The sequence below is a fragment of the Streptomyces sp. NPDC087844 genome, assembly GCF_044742785.1.
GTDB lineage: Bacteria > Actinomycetota > Actinomycetes > Streptomycetales > Streptomycetaceae > Streptomyces.
The window spans coordinates 279,710-299,248 of the sequence record NZ_JBIUVD010000004.1 but is presented as its reverse complement, the minus strand read 5'-3'; the positions used below and the strand labels follow the sequence as shown (position 1 = coordinate 299,248).

Below are 19,539 nucleotides of genomic sequence, written 5' to 3'. Positions count from 1 at the left end.
ACGCTTACTGCCCGCCGAGTCGGAGTACAGCAACCACGTACAGGCTCCCGGACACCGTCAGAAGCAGAAAGGCGAGAACCGTGTGGACGACGAGCCCTCGCCCTGGGGCAAGGCCCAGACGTGCCCGGGCCGCACGGCTCACACGGGGCCTGGGGGCGCCTCGCGCGGCGTTCGCGTCCGCCTTCTCGATCGCTCGGCGCAGCTTCCTGCGGCTTCTCTCGGTCGTGAGACCCAGGCGCACGCCGTGGGCGTCACGCACCAGCAAGGTCCGGTACACGCCGCCGTACGAGAAGGTCGTCAGCAGCCAGACTGTGGTGATCCGGTTGAAGTCGACGGCTCGTTCGCCGGTCAGGGTGTGCGCAGTCAGGTACGACGATGAGTGCCGGAACGGGACGCGTTCCTCGCACAGTGCGGGCAGGAGGACGAAGCTGGCAATCGCGGACAGCAGGCCGAGCACGATCGGTGTGCCTTCGGGGGCTACCCCCGCCCTGGCCAGTCCGTAGCCGCCGAAAGGCAGCAGGAGTACCGTCACCGCCAGGCCCGATCCCATGCGTGCACGCGTCACGCTGCGGGTGGTGGTTGCTTCCACTCACGCCCCCGTTTCTGCCGGCAGACATCAGCATGCATGCGCGGCGGCTTTTGCGCATTGCCGGTGTCCGGCAATCTTCAGCTCGGGACCCGTCGGGTCCAGGGCCCCAGTACCAGCAGCAATAGGTGATCGTCGTTCGTCGCGGGAACAGGACGACCACCGCTGATCTTGGTGAGGTGTGTGGACTCTTCAAGATAGTGCGGTGGCCGCGAGCCACGGCGTAGACACTGCTCGCTGGCAGGAGGCGTTCGAGGCCCTGATGGGCCAGATAGCGGGCCGGTTCGCGCGGGTTGAACCCCGGCGCCGGGTCCGGGACTTGGTGCAGGGGCTGGTGTCGGACCTGCCGCGCAAGAACTGTTGGTCGATCGCCGAATGGGCCGGGGAGGCGAGTCCGGACGACATGCAGCACCTGCTCGGCCGGGCCAAGTGGGATGCCGGCCGCGTGCGTGATGACGTGCGTGAGTATGTGCTGGAGCATCTACGCGACGAGGATGCGGTGCTGGTGGTCACGGTTCCCTTGTCGAACATCCAGAAGTCCCCGACTTCCGACAGGGGGTTTTTTCGGTCGGTCACGTCGAGAATCCGGATGTCTTCGCCTGCGGGGGCCTGGTGCTGGTAATACCTCTCGAACTCGAATCGCAGGTAGTCAGAGAGCGGCTGAGACACGATGTGTACGCGTCCCACATTTCCGGTGCGCACCATCTGAATCCAGGAGTCCTCATACGGGCCAGGGAATTTCTTGCCCCGCTGGAAGGCTGGGAATTCGGCAGCTTCCTGCGCCATCCGGTATTCGGGCAGGGTCTCAAGTCGCCATGTTTCGCTCTGGAAGTCACGGAATTTGGCCTGCCACTCGTCACCATCCAAGAGCACGAATTGCCTCCCTCAGGACGGCTTCCGGGATCTCTACGAGCCCCTCGCCGGACGGCGGGGTGAAGGCGTCGGACACGTCGCCCTGGACGACGAACGAGCCGGACACGGTCCGGTAGACGTTGGGACAGTCCCCCTGCCCGCACTCTCCTGTGCCGTTGCCGGTCAGTCGGGTCAGTTCCTCGCGTGCCATCTGAACTCCCCTTGTGAGCGGCCCCAGTTGGACCCTCTGGGACGACCGTACGAGGGCGGGACCAGGGGCGTCTATGCACACACGCGGGTCATGCACGTCTACGACTAATGATCATGGTCTAGAGGGCCTGAGGCCCCCAGTAGCGGTAGTGTGGTCCCGTTCCATTGATCGATACATCGTCGGGATAGTGATGCACGGGCGCCGACACGTCGTCGAGCGCCCGGCAGATCTCGTCAGGAAGACTAAGGGTCTCCACTGACAACGCGGCCGTGAGCTGCAGTGCGTTGCGCGCGCCGATGATCGGGGCGGCCACCCCCGGCCGGTCGCGGACCCAGGCGAGGGCCACCTGGAGCGGCGTCACCGCGAGGCCGTCCGCGGCCGTCGCCACCGCGTCCACGATGCGGCTCGCCGCGTCGTCCAGATACGGCGCGACGAACGGCGCCAGCTGCTCCGAGGCGCCGCGCGAGTCCGCGGGCGTCGCGTGCCGGTACTTGCCCGTCAGGACGCCCCGGCCCAGCGGGGAGGACGGCAGGAGCCCGATGCCCAGGTCCAGGGCGGCGGGCAGCACCTCGCGCTCGACGCCGCGCTGCAGCAGCGAGTACTCCATCTGCGTACTGGCCAGCCGCGTGCGTGTCCCGGGGGCCGCGAGTTGCCAGGTCGCCGCCTTCGCGAGCTGCCAGCCGCAGAAGTTGGAGACCCCGGCGTACCGTGCCCGGCCGCTGCTGACAGCGATGTCGAGGGCCTGCAGGGTCTCCTCCAGTGGCGCGCCCGGGTCGAAGGCGTGGACCTGCCACAGGTCCACATGGTCCGTGCCGAGGCGGGCCAGTGAGGCGTCGAGGGCGGACAGCAGGTGTCCCCGCGAGCCGTCGAAACGCCGGACCGGGTCGGGCACACTGCCCGCCTTGGTGGATATGACGAGGTCCCGGCGGGGGACCAGCCCCTCCATGAGCCGTCCGAGCAGATACTCGGACTCCCCGTCCCCGTACACGTCGGCCGTGTCGACGAGGGTGCCGCCCGCCTCCCAGAACGCCTTCAACAGGTCCGCGGCGTCGTGTTCGACGGTGTCCCTGCCCCAGGTGAGGGTGCCGAGCCCGATGCGGGACACGCGCAGGCCGGTACGGCCGAGATGCCTCTGCTCCATGGTGGCTGAGATTACTGGCCACGGGTCGACGCGTGGGAAGCCTGTGGACAACCTTCGTCACATGATCCGCAACGCTGTCCCTGCCGCTCGGCCCGGCGGCGCGCTAGGGTGCCGGACAAGGGACGTTACTGATCAGTAAGGGGAATCGGCCATGCAGCTCGGGATCAACCTCGGCTACTGGGGCGCCGGAATGGACGCGGACAACCTCGCCGTGGCCAAGGAGGCCGACCGCCTCGGGTACGCGGTCTGCTGGGCCGCCGAGGCGTACGGATCGGACGCGGCCACCGTGCTGAGCTGGGTCGCCGCACAGACCGAGCGCATGGACGTCGGGTCGGCCATCTTCCAGATCCCGGCCCGCCAGCCCACGATGACCGCGATGACCGCGGCCACCCTGGACTCGCTCTCCGGCGGCCGTTTCCGCCTCGGCCTCGGCGTCTCAGGACCGCAGGTCTCCGAGGGCTGGTACGGCGTCAAGTTCGACAAGCCGCTGGCCCGCACCCGCGAGTACGTCGAGATCGTGCGCAAGGCGATGACCCGCGAGCGCCTGTCGTACGAGGGCGCGCACTGGACCCTGCCGCTGCCGGGCGGCCCGGGCAAGCCGCTCAAGCTGACCGTGCACCCGGAGCGCGAGCACATCCCGCTCTACATCGCCGCGATCGGCCCGAAGAACCTGGAGCAGACCGGCGAGATCGCCGACGGCGCCCTGCTGATCTTCCCGTCCGCGGACCACATCGAGGACACCGCCATCAGGCACCTGCGCGCGGGCCGCGAGAAGGCCGGTCTGACCATGGACGGTTTCGACGTCTGTCCGACCGTGCCCCTCGCACTCGGCGACGACAAGGACGTGACGGCGCTGGCCGACATGTTCCGCCCGTACACCGCTCTCTACGTGGGCGGCATGGGCAGCCGCAAGCAGAACTTCTACAACCAGCTCGCCCAGCGCATGGGCTACGAGAAGGAGGCCGCCGAGATTCAGGACAAGTACCTGGCCGGCGACAAGGAGGGCGCCGCGGCCGCCATTCCGCACCAGCTCATCGACCAGACCACGCTGCTCGGTTCCGTGGACCGCATCGCGGACCGGATGAAGGCCTACGCCGCCGCGGGGGTCACCACGCTCACACTGGCCCCGGCGGGCTTCACCCTGGACGAGCGGATCGCCGCGCTGCGGGCCGGCACCGACGCCGCGGAGCGGGCCGGAGTCGCGTAGCCACGCCCGGCGGGACGGGGGACTTGCGCGGGACGGGAGAGTTCTGCGGCCGTGGTGGGGGCTCGGGGGTCTTCCCCGCCACGGCCGTCACGCAGAACAACGCGCGACGGCCCGCTCGGTTACGCGCCCCGCATTCCCTTCGCGTCCACCGTTCAGCGGATTTGTCCGACACAGATGTTGCCGCACCCCTGGCTGCCCATTTGACTCTTTCTTTGCGGACTCCCGCAGCAGGTGGGAGTCGCGCGTGGAGGTGGCAGTCATGCTTTCGGCCAAGAGTCTTTTCCAGGAGATCATCGACAACGACGAGTCCTTCCGGCTCTTCTGCTCCATCGCCGCCAGCGGGGAGACACAGGGAGGCTGGGAGAACGCGCGGATCGCGGCCCTCGTACCGGAGGCCGAGCGCGCACTCGCACCCAAGATCACCCGGCACGGTGCGGACGAGGACAAGCACGGCCGGATCTTCATCGCCCTCATGAGCAAACGGGGTCTCACACCCGTCGAGGTACCGCCCGAGACGGACTACACGATGCTCCTGGAGAAGAACGGCATCGGCCTCACGCACGACAAGCTCAAGGGTGACGAACCGCTCACCGTGCAGGACATCGTCACCTACCTGTCCCACAGCAGGGTCACGGAGCAGCGTGCCGCGGACCAGATGGTGATGCTCCGCAAGGACTTCGGGGACCACCCGGAGATCGGCAGGGCCGTACGGATGATCTCCGACGACGAGGACAACCACCTCGCGTACTGCCACGAGGAACTGCTGCGCTTCGCCCGGGCGGGGCACGGCCGGACCATCCAGCGGACACTGCGCGAGTGCGCGCTGGCCGAGGCCGGCGTCTACCGCGACATCAGCCTCGCGGTGATGGCCCGCATGGGACGCGTCCTCGGCTGGTCCCGGCCCAAGGCGGCGCTGCTCGCCACGGGCATCCGCGCCGTGTACGCGTACGAGCGGACGGTCGGCTGGCGGCGGATGGTCTCCCTGACGATGCCGGAGCGACGCGACGCCCTGGGCGGACCGGCGACGGCGGCACCCGGATACGCCTGACCGCCACCGCCCACCGCCGCCCACAGCTACCGTCCACCACGCGCGCGTGGCGCCTCGTACGCGTCACGCGCGCGTGGGGCTCGTCGAAGGCCCGGCCGTACCCCCGGCCGCGACCCGCTACAGCCACCCCCGCCGCTTGAAGAGCCGGAACAGCAGCACCTCAAGGACCACCATGAGCAGAATGACCGCCGGGTAGGCCCAGAGCCAGCGCAGCTCCGGCATGTGCTCGAAGTTCATGCCGTAGATCCCCGCGATCATCGTGGGGACCGCGGCCATGGCCGCCCACGAGGAGATCTTCCGCATGTCGTCGTTCTGCCGCACGCTCATCTGGGCCAGGTGCGCCGACAGGACGTCCGAGACCAGCCGGTCCAGGGACTCCACCGACTCGTTGACGCGGGTCAGGTGGTCGTTGACGTCCCGGAAGAACGGATGGGCCTTGTCGTCGATGAACGGCACCGCGGGGCCGACCACACCGGCGCCCGCCAGGCGGTTCAACGGCACCGACAGCGGCCCGGTGGCTCTGCGGAACTCCTGGATCTGCCGCTTGAAGGTGTAGATCCGGGACGCGGTGTGCCGGGAGCCGCCGTCGTCCGGAGAGAACACCTCCGCCTCCAGCTCCTCCAGGTCGGTCTGCAGCTCGGTCGCCACCTCCAGGTAGTGGTCGACGGTGGCGTCGGCGATCGCGTAGAGCACCGCCGTCGGACCGAGACGCAGCATCTCCGGGTCCTTCTCCAGCCGGCCGCGCACGGACTTCAGGGGCGAACCCTCGCCGTGCCGCACGGTCACCACGAAGGAGTCGCCCAGGAAGAGCATGAGCTCGCCGGACGACACGGTGTCGCTGTCCGGCTCGTACGTCACCGGCTTGAGCACCGCGAACAGCGAGTCGTCGTAGACCTCCAGCTTGGGGCGCTGATGCGCCTTGAGGGCGTCCTCGACGGCCAGCTCGTGCAGTCCGAATTCGTCCGTGACGAGATCGAACTCCCGCTCCGTCGGCTCGTGCAGCCCTATCCATACGAAGGAGTTCCCGGAGGCACGTGCCGCGGCCAGCGCGTCGGACAGGTCCTCCGGGCCCTCGGTCCGGTGCCCGTCCCGGTAGATGGCACAGTCCACGATCACAGAGCGAAGTCTCCTGTCACTGATTCTCCGGCGCACTCGATAGGGCGCCTACGCTGGGCCGCATGCCCACCTTGATCCTCGTCCGGCACGGACGCTCCACCGCCAACACCGCGGGACTCCTCGCCGGATGGACACCCGGCGTCGCCCTCGACGAGCGCGGCAACGCGCAGGCGGCGGCACTGCCCGGGCGCCTCGCGGACCTGCCGCTCGCCGAAATAGTCAGCAGTCCCCTCCAGCGCTGCCAGGAAACGATTCAGCCGCTCCTCGACGCCCGTCCCGCCCTGACGGCCCACTCCGACGAGCGCATCGGGGAGTGCCACTACGGAGACTGGTCCGGGCGCAAGCTCGCCGAACTGTCGGGCGAGCCGCTGATGGAGGTCGTGCAGGCACACCCCTCCGCCGCCGCGTTCCCGGGCGGTGAGTCCATGCGCGCGATGCAGACCCGGGCCGCCGAGGCGGTACGGGAGTGGAACGCGCGCGTGGAGCGCGATCACGGCAGCGACGCCGTCTATCTCATGTGCTCGCACGGCGACATCATCAAGTCGCTCGTCGCCGACGCACTCGGTCTTCATCTGGACCTCTTCCAGCGGATCTCCGTAGAACCGTGTTCCATCACCGCGATCCGTTACACACGACTGCGGCCATTTCTCGTACGCCTGGGGGACACCGGCGATCTCGCCTCCCTCGCGCCGCGCGAGGAGCCGTCAGGCGGCGAAGCCGCGGTCGGGGGTGGTGCGGGCGCACCGTGATCGTCGGCCGCAGTAGGGTGATGCGGTCGAAGCAGCGCAGCAGTTGTCAGCAGCAGACGCAAGTGACGGCAGAAGCAGTCGATCGATCCAATGGAGACAGGACGTGTCCCGTCAGGTGTTCCTCTACGACCCGCCGGACCGTTTCGTAGCCGGTACGGTCGGGCTGCCAGGGCGCCGTACCTTCTTCCTGCAAGCCTCCTCCGGCCCCCGGGTGACCAGCGTCGCCCTGGAGAAGACGCAGGTCGCGGCGCTCGCCGAACGAATGGACGAGCTTCTCGACGAGGTCGTACGGCGCACCGGCGGCATCGCCCCCGTCCCCGTCATGGCCCCGACGGTGATCTCCGACACCGCCCCGCTCGAAACGCCCGTCGAGGAGGAGTTCCGGGTCGGCACCATGGCCCTCGCCTGGGACGGCGACGAGCAGCGCATGATCGTCGAGGCGCAGGCGCTCGTGGAGCTGGACGCCGGCTCCGACGAAGACCTGGCCGCCGCCGAGGAGGAGCTGCTCCAGGACGAGGAGAACGGGCCGCCGATGCTGCGCGTACGCCTCACCGGCGCACAGGCCCGCGCCTTCGCCAAACGCGCCCTCGAAGTCGTCAACGCCGGCCGGCCGCCCTGCCCGCTGTGCAGTCTCCCGCTCGACCCGGAAGGACACGTATGTCCGCGCCAGAACGGATACCGCCGCGAGGCGTGACCACGGCCGAGCTGCTCGCCGAGGGTGAGCTGACCGTCCGCGGCCGCATCCGGGAGGCCTCGAACGCGGTACTGCTGTGCGACGTGTCCTACGAGGGGCGCGAGGCGTCCTGCGTCTACAAACCGGTCGCCGGCGAGCGGCCGCTGTGGGACTTCCCCGACGGCACCCTCGCCCAGCGGGAGGTCGCGGCCTACGAGGTGTCCGAGGCCACCGGCTGGGGGCTCGTCCCGACCACCGTGCTGCGCGACGGCCCGTACGGCCGGGGCATGTGCCAGCTGTGGATCGAGCCGCCGGGCGATGAACCGGGTGACGGCCACGACGACGGCAGCGCCGACGGCGACGACGGCGAAGGCATCGGCGAAGGCATCGACGGAGGCGCCGGGCTGCTCGCGCTCGTCGACGCCGAGGAGCCGGGCGAGGGCTGGAAGGCCGTCGGTCTGGCCGAGGTCGGCGAGGGGCGCACCGCCCTGCTCGTGCACGCCGACGACGAACGGCTGCGCCGGCTGGCCGTCCTCGACGCGGTGATCAACAACGCGGACCGCAAGGGCGGGCACCTGCTGCCCACCTCCGGGGGACGGCTGTACGGAATCGACCACGGCGTCACCTTCAACGCCGAGAACAAGCTGCGGACGCTGCTGTGGGGCTGGGCGGGGGAGAAGCTCACCGCCGAGGCCGTCGAGGCCCTGGAAGGGCTCAGGGACGCCCTGGGAGGGCCGCTGGGCGTACGGCTGGGGGAACTGATCACCGAGGCGGAACTGGACGCCACACGCGCCCGTGTGGCCGGTCTGCTCGCCTCCGGGCGGCATCCGGAGCCCTCGGGGGAGTGGCCCGCGATCCCGTGGCCACCCGTATAGCTGAAACGCACACATCGAGGCCGTGCGCAAGAACGCCTGTCCGGCCATCTGCCCTGGTCCGGTTCGTATACGGAACATCCGTCCGGTTAGGCTCAAGGTATGCATGCCTGGCCCGCTTCCGAGGTCCCCGCCCTGCCCGGCAAGGGCCGCGACCTCAGGATCCACGACACCGCGACCGGTGGTCCCGTGACCCTCGACCCCGGTCCCGTCGCCCGAATCTACGTCTGCGGCATCACTCCGTACGACGCGACCCACATCGGTCACGCGGCGACCTACAACGCGTTCGACCTCGTACAGCGCGTGTGGCTCGACACCAAGCGGCAGGTTCACTACGTCCAGAACGTGACGGACGTCGACGACCCTCTGCTGGAGCGCGCCGCGCGGGACAACGTCGACTGGGTCTCTCTCGCCGAGCAGGAGACCACCCTCTTCCGCGAGGACATGACCGCCCTGCGGATGCTGCCCCCGAGGCACTACATCGGCGCGGTCGAGGCCATACCCGGGATCATCCCGCTGGTCGAACGGCTGCGGGACTCCGGTGCCGCCTACGAACTGGAAGGTGACGTCTACTTCTCCGTGGAGGCGGACCCGCACTTCGGCGGGGTGGCCAACCTCGACGTGGCGGCCATGCGGCTGCTGTCCGCCGAGCGCGGCGGCGACCCGGACCGTCCGGGCAAGAAGAACCCGCTCGACCCGATGCTGTGGATGGCGGCCCGCGAGGGCGAGCCCAGCTGGGACGGCGGATCGCTCGGCCGGGGACGGCCCGGCTGGCACATCGAGTGCGTCGCGATCGCGCTCGACCACCTGGGGATGGGCTTCGACGTCCAGGGCGGCGGCTCGGACCTCGCCTTCCCGCACCACGAGATGGGCGCCTCCCACGCGCAGGCGCTGACCGGCGAGTTCCCCATGGCGAAGGCGTACGTGCACGCCGGCATGGTCGGGCTCGACGGCCAGAAGATGTCCAAGTCCAGGGGCAACCTCGTCTTCGTGTCCACGCTCCGCCGCGAGGGCGTCGACCCGGCTGCCATCCGGCTCGCCCTGCTCTCGCACCACTACCGGGCCGACTGGGAGTGGACCGACCAGGTGCTCCGGGACGCCCTCGCGCGCCTGGAGCGCTGGCGGGCCGCCGTGTCGCGGCCCGACGGCCCGTCGGCCGAGACGCTCGTCGACGAGATCCGCGAGGCCCTCGCGAACGACCTGGACGCGCCGGCCGCCCTCGCGGCCGTCGACCGCTGGGCCGCGCTCCAGGCGGAGCGGGGCGGTACGGACGAGGGTGCCCCCGGCATCGTCTCCCGTGCCGTGGACGCCCTGATGGGCGTGGCCCTCTAGGAGCCTTCGGAGAGCGGGCGCCGCACAACACCGGGCGCCGCACAACACCGGGCGCCGGACGGGTTGTCGCCCGTCCGGCGCCCTCTGTGCCCTCCACCGCGCGTCACGCGTGCGGTGGTCCGTTCGTCGTGCCCCTACTTGTTCACGATCACGGCCTGGATGGTGTTCGTCGAGGAGTCGTAGATCCCGATGACCTGCTGGTTGAAGGCGAAGGCCTCCTGGACCTCGTCGTGCGTCACCTGGTTCGGGTTGACCAGCGGACGCCAGCCCTGGTTGATGTACAGGTAGAGGATCGACGGCTGGCCCGGCAGCGGGGTGACGACGTCCCAGAAGTGCTCGGCGACACCGCTCGTCAGCGCGGCGGCCTCGACGGCGCTGCGCATGACCAGTGGCTGGCCGTGCTGCTGTTGCTGCTGCCCGCCGAGTTGTTGGAGTAGCTGCTGGTACGGCTGCTGCTGGCCCAGCTGCTGGAGCTGCTGCTGCAGATGCTGGGGAACCTGCTGGCCCATGCCCTGCTGGCTCATGCCTTGCTGGCCGGACGGTTGCTGCTGACCGTATCCCTGCTGCTGCCCGAACGGCTGCTGACCGTATCCCTGCTGCTGGCCGAAGCCCTGCTGCTGCCCCTGCTGCGGGGGAGCCGTGCTCGGACCCTGCTGCTGGCCTTGCTGGCCGAACCCTTGCTGGCCCTGCTGGCCCTGCTGGCCCTGCTGGCTCATCTGCGGGGTGGTGCTCATGCGGGTGCCACCTTCCCTCAATGGTTGGGCGATGGTCGAGCGTTGATGGTCGGTCGGTAGGGTCAGCCCGTGACGACCAGGCCGACGATCTCGTCGTCCGAGAACCAGACCCGTACATCGGGCCGGCCACCGGCGAAAGCGGCCTGCACCGACTGGCGGATCTCCGGAGACGGGTTGTTCAGGCTCCGCCAGCCACCGGCCACGAAGAGCCGGAGCCTGGGCGGGAGCTCACGCGGATAGGGCACCAGTTCGTCCCAGTACCGTTCGGCCCGGCCCGAACCGACCGCCCCCGGCAGCAGGTGGGCCACCGCCGCCTTGATGTCCGGCCTGCTGCCGATCCGCTGCGACGCGGGCCGGCCCGGCGCGTCCTGCTGCGGGGAACCGGTGGCCCGCAGTACCTTGCGCGCCTTCTCCGGGGTCATCGGCTCCTGGCCGGCCGCCCTGAGCATGCCCTGCAGCGCGGCCAGGGCGCCGACCACCACCGGGGAGGCGGAGGACGTCCCGGAGAACGTGTCGGTGAACCAGGCGATCTCCTCGGCACCGCCCTGCAGATCGCCGGGCCGGTCCCAGAAGCCGCCGGTCGTGGTGACCTCACGGCCCCAGCCCTGCGCGTCCACCCGTGCCCCGTAGTTGGAGAACGCCAGCCGCGAGCGGTCCGGGCCGTGGTCGCGGCCGTGGGTGCCGGGCGGCGGGGCGCCCGCGCCGACCAGAATCGCGCCGGAGGACTGGTGGGACGGGTTGAAGGGGTTGCGCCACCACTCGGGGAAGTCGTCGGGGCGGCGTTCGTACTCGGCGTCGTCCAGCGACTCGCCGCCGTTGCCTGCGGCCTCCACCACGATGATGCCCCGGGCGGTCGCGTACCGGATGGCCGCGAAGTCGTCGGGCCACCACTCGATGGGGGTGTAACCACGCTGGTCGTCGCGCTGCTGGTAGTCGAACCGCGGTCCCGGGCGGTGCAGTTCGATCAGGATGATGTCGCCGGGGCCGAGCCGGTCGGCCGCCGCCTGGATCGCCGCCGCCGTGCCGATGCCGTGGAAGGACGCGGCAGCGGTCACGCTGTCCGGCGCGATGCCGGTGATCCCGTACTCGTTGCGGTCGCCGCCGATCACGCCGATCACGGCGGTGCCGTGGTTGCGCCAGGCCAGGTCCTGGATCGGCGTGCCGACGACAACACCGGCGAGCTTCGCGGCCAGGTCCTCGTGGCCCAGCTGCCAGGCCCCCTCCACGTCGATCACGGTGACGCCCTGCCCGGACCCGCCGGGCCGCTGCCAGGCCCAGTACGCGTCCACACCTTCGGGCGCCGGGCGCAGATAGCCCTGGCGGCTGGTGAAGTCGGGGGTGACGGGGGCGCCCTCCTTGTGGCGCCTGGTCTCGTCGGCGCTCTGGCCGACGGACCCCACGGAAGCCGGTACGGCGGCCGGTTTCACGTACGCCGTGGCGATCTCCGGCAGCGCGGCGATCCGTGAACGCAGTTCCTGGGCCCGTTCCTCGCCGCCCCGTACCCGGTAGAACAGGCCGAGGTCGGGCAGTGTCTCGGCGCCGACGGCCGGCGGCTGGGCCGCCGACCGGAGCCGTTCCTCGCTGCCGAACAGCGGCTCAAGAGCGAGCTGTTCGTCGCTGAGGAACATGGTGAGTGCCGACACGTCGGCGCCGGCCGCCGAACGGACCCCTTGGGCCCCGGCGCGCAGTTGGGCCTCGGGCCGAGCGACGGCGATCAGCTCCTGCTCGGCCCCCCGGTAGTCGAATCCCGCTCCGTCGGGTCCCGGTCCGGACGCTCCCGGGCCCCGCTCGGGCTGTACCTGGTCGGTCATCGCGTGCCGCTCCCCTCGGTCCGTGCGGGTACTCAAGTTGTCGGTGTCGCCGTCCAGTTGCCGTGCGTCGGCGAAGTGTTCCGGTGCTGATTCCTCCGGTCGTCTCCTCCGGTCGTCTCCTCCGGTCGTCGTTCCGGTCGTCTCTCCGGTTGTTTTCTTCGGTGGTGTCCTTCGGGCACACCCTGCTCCTCCCGGGCCGACTCGTCCACCCCCGAGTTCGCCAACTGCGTTTGGGAACAAATTGAATTGGGTACCGTGTGCAATTCGTCCGGAAACCGATGTCACGTCACAATCCGGCCAAAGGCTGCGGAGACGGGTGTCATGTGATGGGGTGGCAGCGTCTGTTGACCGTAGGGCCGACAGCGCGTCGGCCCTCTGGTGGAAGGACGCACCGTGGCACTCGCAGACCGTTCCTTCGCACGTCGAAGAGTTCTCACCACGGCCGCTGCCGTCGGGGGCGCGACACTCCTGGGCGGCACGGCGCACGCGGCCGACACGCGAGTAACGGCAGACACGCGGGTAAAGGCCTGGCCCGATCGATTGCCGCTGCCGGCCGGCTTCCAGCCGGAGGGCATAGCCATCGGCTCGACCCCGTACGCGTACTTCGGATCGCTGGCCGACGGCTCCGTCTACCGGGCGAGCCTCGCCACCGGGCGGGGCTCCGTCATCAGCCAGGGACCCGGCGCCGGACACCCGTGTGTGGGCCTGAAGACCGACGACCACGGTCGACTGTTCGTCAGCGGCGGAGTCGGCGGGGATCTGCGTACCGTCGACATACGCACGGGGAAGACCGAGAGGACGTACGCCGTCGGTGGGTCGTTCGTGAACGACGTGATCCTCACTCCGCGCGCGGCCTGGTTCACCGACTCGTTCGCGCCCCGGCTCTACCGGCTGGCGCGCGACAGGCACGGGCGGCCCGGAGCCGTACCCCAGGTGTGACAGGTGACAGGTGACAGGTGACGGGTGACAGGTGACGTGTGACGTGCGAAAGGGCGGTGCGCCCGCAGCGCACCGCCCTTTCGGCCGGTCGGTTCGGTCGGTCAGTCCTCCGACGACTCCGGCGGCTCCTTCGAGTCCGCGGTGCCCGGCGACTCCTCCGCGGAGCCGTCGGTGGTGCCCTCGGCGTCACCCGTCGTGTCCGTCGTGTCACCGGTGGCGCCGTCGGTCGTCTCCGGCCGTTGCGGCCTGAGCGGCCTGGCGCGACCGCCCGGACCGTCACGCAGGTACGTGGCGGGGTCGCCGCTCTCCGTGGCATGGCTGCCTGGTGCCGCCGCGGGCCCGCTCCCGTCCCGCCGGCGCAGATAGCGCTCGAACTCGCGGGCGATCGCCTCGCCCGACGCCTCCGGCAGCTCGGCGGTGTCCCGGGCCTCCTCCAGCGTCTGCACGTACTCCGCGACCTCGCTGTCCTCCGCGGCCAGCTGGTCCACGCCCACCTGCCAGGCCCTGGCGTCCTCGGGCAGCTCGCCCAGCGGGATCCGCAGGTCGATGAGGTCCTCCAGGCGGTTCAGGAGGGCCAGCGTCGCCTTCGGGTTCGGCGGCTGCGACACGTAGTGCGGCACGGCCGCCCACAGCGACACCGCCGGTACGCCCGCGTGCGTGCACGCCTCCTGGAGAATGCCGACGATGCCCGTGGGGCCCTCGTACTTGGTCTCCTCCAGGTCCATCGTGCGGGCCAGGTCCGGGTCGGAGGTGACTCCGCTGACCGGCACCGGACGGGTGTGCGGGGTGTCGCCGAGCAGCGCGCCGAGGATCACCACCAGCTCCACGCCCAGCTCATGGGCGAAGCCCAGCAGCTCGTTGCAGAAGGAGCGCCAGCGCATCGACGGTTCGATGCCCCGTACCAGCACCAGGTCCCGCGGTTTGTCGCCGCCGACCCGGACCACTGACAACCTTGTCGTCGGCCACGTGATCTTGCGCACACCGCCGTCCAGCCACACCGTCGGCCGGTTCACCTGGAAGTCGTAGTAGTCCTCGGCGTCGAGCGCCGCGAACACCTCGCCCTTCCACTCGCTGTCCAGATGCGCGACCGCGGTGGAGGCGGCGTCGCCGGCGTCGTTCCAGCCCTCGAACGCGGCCACCATGACCGGGTCGACCAGCTCGGGAACCCCGTCGAGCTCGATCACTCAGCGCCTCCTTCCGACGTACCCTCGCGTACGCCCCAACCTTACGGCTTGCGCACCGGGCGTCCGCAGCCCCCTCGCATGGGGGAGTGCCCGGATCACTGCCCCGTTCGGTGCCTCGGAACACCCCGCGGTCATCCGAGCTGTCGGGATCCTCACAGCGTCGAACGCAGCCACTGCTCCACGCTCGCGATGTGCACGGTCGCCCACGAGCGGGCCGCCTCCGCGTCCCGGTCGCGCAGGGCGCCGAGGATCGCGCGGTGTTCGCGCAGGGTGCGGCTGACCGCGTCCTCCTGGGTCAGGCCCCGCCAGATGCGGGCACGGGTGGTGGGTCCCGAGAGGCCGTCGAGGAGGGAGCAGAGCACGGAGTTGCCCGAGCTCCGCACGATGCCCCGGTGGAACTCCAGGTCGCAGGCGACCAGTTCCTCCACCGAGGGTCCGGCGCCCAGGGCGTCCAGCTGTGCGGTCAGCGCGTCCAGTTGCTGTTCGCTGATCCGCCGCGCCGCCATCGCCGTCGCGGCCGGCTCCAGGATGCGGCGTACCGCGAGGAACTCCAGGACCGTGTCGTCGCGGTGGAAATCCACGACGAAGCTCAGTGCCTCCAGGAGGAGCTGCGGGTCGAGGCTCGTGACGTAGGTGCCGTCGCCCTGCCGTACGTCCAGGATGCGGATCAGGGAGAGGGCGCGCACCGCCTCGCGCAGGGAGTTGCGGGACAGGCCCAGGTCGGCGGCGAGTTCACTCTCCTTCGGCAGCCGGTCGCCGGGGCGCAGCGTGCCGGAGACGATCATTCCCTTGATCTTCTCGATCGCCTCATCGGTGACTGCCATGGCAGGCCTCCCCGTCCCTCAGGCTGTCACGCGGACACCCGATGACTTACGTCTGTCGTGCGTCCGTCTCGCATCCGACTCGCATCCGATGTCTCATTATGCGGCTCACACAAGGTCGGACCGTGACACGAGAGCCGCCAGGTCCGCAAGCGCCGCGCCCTCGTCGAGCGTGGTGAGCGTACGGCCGCGCATCAGGAACCGGCCGTCGACGAGCGTGTCCCGTACGTCCTCGGCGCGGGCCGCGTACGCGAGCGCCGACCAGGGATCGTGGCGGGGCGCCAGATGCGGGCCGCCCAGGTCCAGGACGATCAGGTCGGCGCGCTTGCCGGCCTCCAGCGAACCCAACTCGGCGTCCAGTCCCAGCGCACGGGCGCCCTCGATCGTGGCCATCCGCACGGCCTGCTCGGCGCCGACGGCCGTAGGGTCCTCGTCGGCCTTGTGCACGAGGGCGGCGAGGCCCAGCGCGCGCAGGACGTCCAGCGTGTTGGAGCTGACCGCGCCGTCCGTGCCGAGGCCGACCGTCACACCCGCGCTCAGCAGCCGCGGCACGGGGGCGATGCCGCAGCCCAGCTTGAGGTTGGAGACCGGACAGTGGGCGACCGACGTGCCGGTACGGGCCAGCGCCGCGATCTCGGCTCCGGTGAGGTCCACGGTGTGCGCCAGCAGCAGATCGGGGCCGAGCAGTCCGAGCGAGTCGAGCAGTTCGACCGGCCGCTTCCCGTACCGCACCTCGACGGTGGCGACCTCGGTGGCGTTCTCCGCCGCGTGGATGTGCAGCAGCGCGCCGAACTCCCGCGCCAGCGCCGCGATCTCGGTCAACTGCCCGGGGGAGAGGGTGTAGGCGGAGTGCGCGAAGAGGACGGGACGCGTACCGGGCCGCCGCGCCCCCGCCCCGGCACGGCCCGCCAGGTCGCGGCGGGCCCACGCCAGCCGGTCCTCGTACGCGATGCCGTCGGCCGGGTCCGGTACGTCCATGAAGGTCGGGCCCGTGTGCAACCGCCAGCCCGCCTCGCGCGCGACCTGCTCGGCGGCCTCGTGGAACCAGTACATGTCGAGCGCAGAGGTCACCCCGGCCCGTACGCTCTCCGCGATCGCGACCCGGATCGCCGTGGCGACGTTCTCCGCCGACAGCAGTTCGCTCTCCCAGCGGATCACCCGCTCCAGGAACCCCTGGAGCGTCACGTCGTCGGCGCGGCCCCGCAGCAGCGTCATCGCCAGATGGGTGTGCGCGTTGACCAGGCCGGGGAGCACGAGGCAGCCGGTCGCGTCGAGGGTGTCGGCGGCCGTGAACCGCCCTCGCAGCTCCTCGGCGGGACCCACCTCGACGATCTCGCCGTCGCGGACGGCCACGGCTCCGCCGGGCACGATCGTGCCGGCCTCGTCGACGGTCAGGACGTCACCGCCGTGCACCAGCAGGTCGGCGGTGGCGGTGGTCGCGGAACGCGGGTTCGGGACGGTCACAGCGCGCGCTCCTCCGCCTCGGCCAGCAGGCGCAGCGCCTCCAGCGCGACCACCGCGCCGCGCTCCACGCCCACCGCGACGACCTCGCGGTGCGGGTTGTAGCCGCCGGTACCGGCCTCGTCGACCAGCTCGTCCGCGTTCGCGCCGTCGATCACGAGCACCCCGCCCGCGGTCAGCCCGCGCAACGAGGCCGTCACATACAGAGCGGACAACTCCATCTCGATGGCCGCGAGCCCCGCCCCGTCGTACGAGAACAGGGGGAGCAGCCCCGGCTGGAACGCGGCCCGCGTCCACACGAGACCCCGGTGGTGCGGAGCGCCCTGCTCACGTGCCGCCAGCTGGAGCGCGAGCACCGCCTCCGGGGTGGCCACCGCCGGATACTCGGGCGGCAGCAACTGCTGGGTCACCCCGTCGTCGCGTACCGCCGCCTCCGCGATGACCAGGTCGCCGTCCTGGATCCCGGGCCGCATCGCACCGGCCGTACCGAACCGCACGAAAGTGCTCACGCCGGCGTCCGCCAGCTCCTGGAAGAGCAGGATCGCACCCGGCGCGCCCACCCCGTGGGAGGCGACGACGACCGGCACACCCTGCCAAGTCCCCGTGAAAGCACGGTATTCGCGGTGGTACGAGACCTCCTCGGTACCGTCGAGCAGCGCGGCGACGATCGCGGCCCGCGCGGGATCGCCGACGACGACGGCGCGCGCGGGCAGGCCGGTGCGGGGTATGCGGGTGATGGGGGCCAGGTCCTGCGGGGCCTGTTCCTGCGTCATGGGGTGACTCCAGTGGTACGCGTGGTCATGCGGGTACGGGCGGCGCGGCGGCGGCGCTGCGCCGTGCTGAGGAAGAGGGCGACGAGCGTGACGACGTACGGGGCGGCGTCGGTCGCCTGCTGCGGCATACCCAGGCCCTGGAGCCGGAAGCCCGCGGCCTCGGCGAGTCCGAAGAGCAGCGCGGCGAGCAGCACACCGAGCGGCAGGGCCCGTCCGAGCATGACCGCCACGACCGCGATCCAGCCCCGGCCGGCCGTCATGTTCTCGGAGAACAAGGTGACGTTGCCCAGGGCGAGTTGCGCTCCGGCCAGTCCGCACAGCACACCGGACACCAGCACGGCCGCGTACTTGTAGCGCGTCGGGCTCACGCCGAGCGTGGCGGCGGCGTCCGGTGCCTCGCCGACCCCGCGCAGCCGCAGCCCCCACACATGGCGGGACAGCAGCAGCGCGGACACCCCGACCGCCGCCCACGCCAGATACGCGAGCGGCGAGAAACCGCCGACCAGCGGCAGCCCGGCCAGTGACGGGTCGTCGAAAGTGCCCTGCACGCCGAAGACCGTACGCAGCAGGAAGCCGGTCAGGCCCACGGCCAGGAGGTTCATGGCGATGCCGAGCACGACCGCGTCACCGCGCAGGGTGACCGCGCCGACGGCGAGGATCAGGGAGTACGCGGCGGCGGCCAGCGCGGCGGCCAGGACACCGAGCCAGGGGCTGCCGGTGAACCAGCTGGTGGTGACGGCCGTGAAGCAGCCCATCAGCATCATGCCCTCAAGGCCGATGTTGAAGACGCCCGCCCGCTCGCACAGGGCGCCGCCGAGCGCCGCCAGCAGGATCGGCGTCAGCGCGCGCAGCGCCGACATGAGGAGATCGGAGTCGAAGAACATCAGGCGAACTCCCCCTGGGAGGCGGGGTCTTGGGCAGTGGGCGCCGGGTCGGCGGGCTCCTGGGGTTGCTGCGGCTTTCGGCCACGCGGTCGCGGGAAGCGCAGCCGCGGGAAGCGCAGCCGCGCCGCGAGGAACACGATGACGATGGCCTGGAGCACCTGCGTCAGCTCGCGCGGCACCTCGGTCGTGCGCTCCATGGACAGTCCGCCGACCTGGAGGACGGCGAAGAAGAACGCCGCCAGCACCGTGCCCAGCGGGGCCGCCGCGGCGAGCAGTGCCGCGGTGAGACCCGTCCAGGTGTAGCCGGGGGCGGTCAGCGATCCGTCGAGGAAGCGGTAGGGGAAGCTCAGCACACCGATCGCGCCGACCAGCCCGGCCAGCCCGCCGGAGGTCGCCACCAGCCGGAGCGTGAGGCCCTTGCGCTGCACGCCCGCGTACGCGGCGAAGCGCGCGTTGAGGCCGGTCATCCGGATCTCGTACCCGACGGCCGTGCGCCGGTCGGCGAACCAGTACGCGCCCGCCGCCAGGACGACCAGCAGCAGTCCGGCCGTCACGGTCGACGTGCCGAAGGCGGGCAGGGCCACGCCCTCCGGGAGGCGCCGCGTCTGGGGCAGGCTGGAGCCCGGCTCCTTCAGCGGATAGCGCACCAGGTAGGAGGCGAGCGAGGTCGCCGGATAACTGAGCAGCAGGCTGCTGACCAGCAGCGGCACCCCGAACCGGTTCTCGCACAGCGCGGCCAGCGCGGCGTACGCGGCGCCCGCCAGGACCCCGGCGAGGAGCGCCGTGACGACGGTGAGCGGCGCGGGCAGCGGTGAGTACAGGCCGGTGACGGCGGCGGCGATGCCGCCGAGCACCATCTGCCCGTCCCCGCCGAGGTTGATGAGCCCGGCGCGCAGCGGGATCGCCAGCGCGAGGGCCATGCCCAGCACACTCGTACCGGTGGTGAGCGTCGACCCGATCCCGTCGGCGCCGAGCGAGCCGGTGACGACCGCCCCGTACGCGGCGAACGGATCGGCGCCCGTGCCGACCAGGAACAGGGCGCCGATGACGAGCCCGGCGACGACCGAGAAGGTGACGGGGGAGCGCAGGGCCCCCTTGATACGGGCCGCCCCCTTGGTACGGGCCAGGTCCAGGGCCGAGGCCAT

The 19,539-nt window shown here is 70.9% G+C and carries 19 protein-coding genes and 2 pseudogenes; 8 read left to right on the top strand and 13 right to left on the bottom strand.

What is annotated here, in order from left to right; translation table 11 throughout:
• Positions 1 to 4: 4 nt before the first annotated feature.
• The gene (locus tag ACIOKD_RS11190; RefSeq protein WP_402081288.1) at positions 5 to 565 is read right to left on the bottom strand and encodes a hypothetical protein; all 561 of its coding nucleotides are present in this window, start codon (positions 563 to 565) and stop codon (positions 5 to 7) included.
• Between the two features lie 283 nt (positions 566 to 848).
• Here ACIOKD_RS11190 and ACIOKD_RS11185 point away from each other — a divergent pair.
• A pseudogene (locus tag ACIOKD_RS11185) lies at positions 849 to 1,097 on the top strand (transposase); the annotation flags it as partial.
• A 35-nt stretch (positions 1,098 to 1,132) separates the two neighbouring features.
• On the opposite strand, the pseudogene ACIOKD_RS11180 reads toward ACIOKD_RS11185, so the two are convergent.
• The 3 genes and pseudogenes from ACIOKD_RS11180 to ACIOKD_RS11170 all read right to left on the bottom strand — a co-directional run.
• A pseudogene (locus tag ACIOKD_RS11180) lies at positions 1,133 to 1,459 on the bottom strand (DUF6879 family protein); the annotation flags it as partial.
• Positions 1,443 to 1,649 (bottom strand): hypothetical protein, encoded by a 207-nt coding sequence (locus ACIOKD_RS11175; RefSeq protein WP_402081285.1) that lies wholly within the window; start codon positions 1,647 to 1,649, stop codon positions 1,443 to 1,445. The pseudogene ACIOKD_RS11180 and the gene ACIOKD_RS11175, both read right to left, overlap by 17 nt.
• A 118-nt stretch (positions 1,650 to 1,767) precedes the next feature.
• Entirely contained in the window at positions 1,768 to 2,790 is a 1,023-nt protein-coding gene (locus tag ACIOKD_RS11170; RefSeq protein WP_402081283.1) for an aldo/keto reductase, read from the bottom strand.
• Positions 2,791 to 2,941: 151 nt separating this feature from the next.
• Here ACIOKD_RS11170 and ACIOKD_RS11165 point away from each other — a divergent pair, with 151 nt between their 5' ends.
• Positions 2,942 to 3,997 carry an LLM class F420-dependent oxidoreductase gene (locus tag ACIOKD_RS11165; RefSeq protein ID WP_402081280.1) on the top strand — a complete coding sequence of 352 codons (1,056 nt, stop codon included), beginning with the start codon at positions 2,942 to 2,944 and terminating at the stop codon, positions 3,995 to 3,997.
• A 259-nt stretch (positions 3,998 to 4,256) separates the two neighbouring features.
• A complete protein-coding gene (locus ACIOKD_RS11160) occupies positions 4,257 to 5,045 on the top strand; it encodes a ferritin-like domain-containing protein (RefSeq protein WP_402081278.1) in 789 nt (262 codons plus the stop codon).
• Between the two features lie 117 nt (positions 5,046 to 5,162).
• On the opposite strand, the gene corA is transcribed toward ACIOKD_RS11160, so the two are convergent.
• Positions 5,163 to 6,161 carry a magnesium/cobalt transporter CorA gene (corA, locus tag ACIOKD_RS11155; protein WP_402081276.1) on the bottom strand — a complete coding sequence of 333 codons (999 nt, stop codon included), beginning with the start codon at positions 6,159 to 6,161 and terminating at the stop codon, positions 5,163 to 5,165.
• Positions 6,162 to 6,223: 62 nt separating this feature from the next.
• Between corA and ACIOKD_RS11150 the strand changes: the two genes are divergently transcribed.
• From ACIOKD_RS11150 to mshC, 4 genes are all read left to right on the top strand, one after another.
• The gene (locus ACIOKD_RS11150; RefSeq protein ID WP_402081274.1) at positions 6,224 to 6,910 is read left to right on the top strand and encodes a histidine phosphatase family protein; all 687 of its coding nucleotides are present in this window, start codon (positions 6,224 to 6,226) and stop codon (positions 6,908 to 6,910) included.
• A gap of 103 nt (positions 6,911 to 7,013) precedes the next feature.
• On the top strand, positions 7,014 to 7,604 hold the full coding sequence (locus tag ACIOKD_RS11145; protein ID WP_402081272.1) for a DUF3090 domain-containing protein: 591 nt from the start codon (positions 7,014 to 7,016) through the stop codon (positions 7,602 to 7,604).
• Positions 7,568 to 8,458, top strand: coding sequence for an SCO1664 family protein (locus ACIOKD_RS11140; RefSeq protein WP_402081269.1), 891 nt, complete (start codon positions 7,568 to 7,570; stop codon positions 8,456 to 8,458). Before ACIOKD_RS11145 ends, ACIOKD_RS11140 begins: the two co-directional genes overlap by 37 nt.
• Positions 8,459 to 8,557: 99 nt before the next feature.
• Entirely contained in the window at positions 8,558 to 9,787 is a 1,230-nt protein-coding gene (gene mshC, locus ACIOKD_RS11135) for a cysteine--1-D-myo-inosityl 2-amino-2-deoxy-alpha-D-glucopyranoside ligase (RefSeq protein ID WP_402081267.1), read from the top strand.
• 134 nt (positions 9,788 to 9,921) lie between these two features.
• Here the strand turns inward: mshC and ACIOKD_RS11130 are convergent, their stop codons facing one another.
• Both ACIOKD_RS11130 and ACIOKD_RS11125 read right to left on the bottom strand, forming a co-directional pair.
• Positions 9,922 to 10,521, bottom strand: coding sequence for a hypothetical protein (locus ACIOKD_RS11130; protein WP_402081266.1), 600 nt, complete (start codon positions 10,519 to 10,521; stop codon positions 9,922 to 9,924).
• Between the two features lie 62 nt (positions 10,522 to 10,583).
• A complete protein-coding gene (locus ACIOKD_RS11125) occupies positions 10,584 to 12,332 on the bottom strand; it encodes a S8 family peptidase (protein WP_402081265.1) in 1,749 nt (582 codons plus the stop codon).
• A gap of 393 nt (positions 12,333 to 12,725) precedes the next feature.
• Here ACIOKD_RS11125 and ACIOKD_RS11120 point away from each other — a divergent pair, with 393 nt between their 5' ends.
• The gene (locus tag ACIOKD_RS11120) at positions 12,726 to 13,271 is read left to right on the top strand and encodes a hypothetical protein (protein ID WP_402081262.1); all 546 of its coding nucleotides are present in this window, start codon (positions 12,726 to 12,728) and stop codon (positions 13,269 to 13,271) included.
• 101 nt (positions 13,272 to 13,372) lie between these two features.
• Here the strand turns inward: ACIOKD_RS11120 and ACIOKD_RS11115 are convergent, their stop codons facing one another.
• From ACIOKD_RS11115 to ACIOKD_RS11090, 6 genes are all read right to left on the bottom strand, one after another.
• Positions 13,373 to 14,455: a PAC2 family protein gene (locus ACIOKD_RS11115; protein WP_402081260.1), complete on the bottom strand. Its 1,083-nt coding sequence runs from the start codon at positions 14,453 to 14,455 to the stop codon at positions 13,373 to 13,375.
• Positions 14,456 to 14,607: 152 nt separating this feature from the next.
• Positions 14,608 to 15,279 (bottom strand): FadR/GntR family transcriptional regulator, encoded by a 672-nt coding sequence (locus tag ACIOKD_RS11110; RefSeq protein ID WP_402081259.1) that lies wholly within the window; start codon positions 15,277 to 15,279, stop codon positions 14,608 to 14,610.
• A gap of 105 nt (positions 15,280 to 15,384) precedes the next feature.
• On the bottom strand, positions 15,385 to 16,740 hold the full coding sequence (locus ACIOKD_RS11105; protein WP_402081258.1) for an amidohydrolase: 1,356 nt from the start codon (positions 16,738 to 16,740) through the stop codon (positions 15,385 to 15,387).
• The gene (locus ACIOKD_RS11100) at positions 16,737 to 17,510 is read right to left on the bottom strand and encodes a nucleoside phosphorylase (protein ID WP_402081256.1); all 774 of its coding nucleotides are present in this window, start codon (positions 17,508 to 17,510) and stop codon (positions 16,737 to 16,739) included. The genes ACIOKD_RS11105 and ACIOKD_RS11100 overlap by 4 nt, the downstream gene beginning before the upstream one ends.
• On the bottom strand, positions 17,507 to 18,394 hold the full coding sequence (locus tag ACIOKD_RS11095; protein ID WP_402081254.1) for an ABC transporter permease: 888 nt from the start codon (positions 18,392 to 18,394) through the stop codon (positions 17,507 to 17,509). Before ACIOKD_RS11095 ends, ACIOKD_RS11100 begins: the two co-directional genes overlap by 4 nt.
• A complete protein-coding gene (locus tag ACIOKD_RS11090) occupies positions 18,394 to 19,539 on the bottom strand; it encodes an ABC transporter permease (protein WP_402081252.1) in 1,146 nt (381 codons plus the stop codon). The genes ACIOKD_RS11095 and ACIOKD_RS11090 overlap by 1 nt, the downstream gene beginning before the upstream one ends.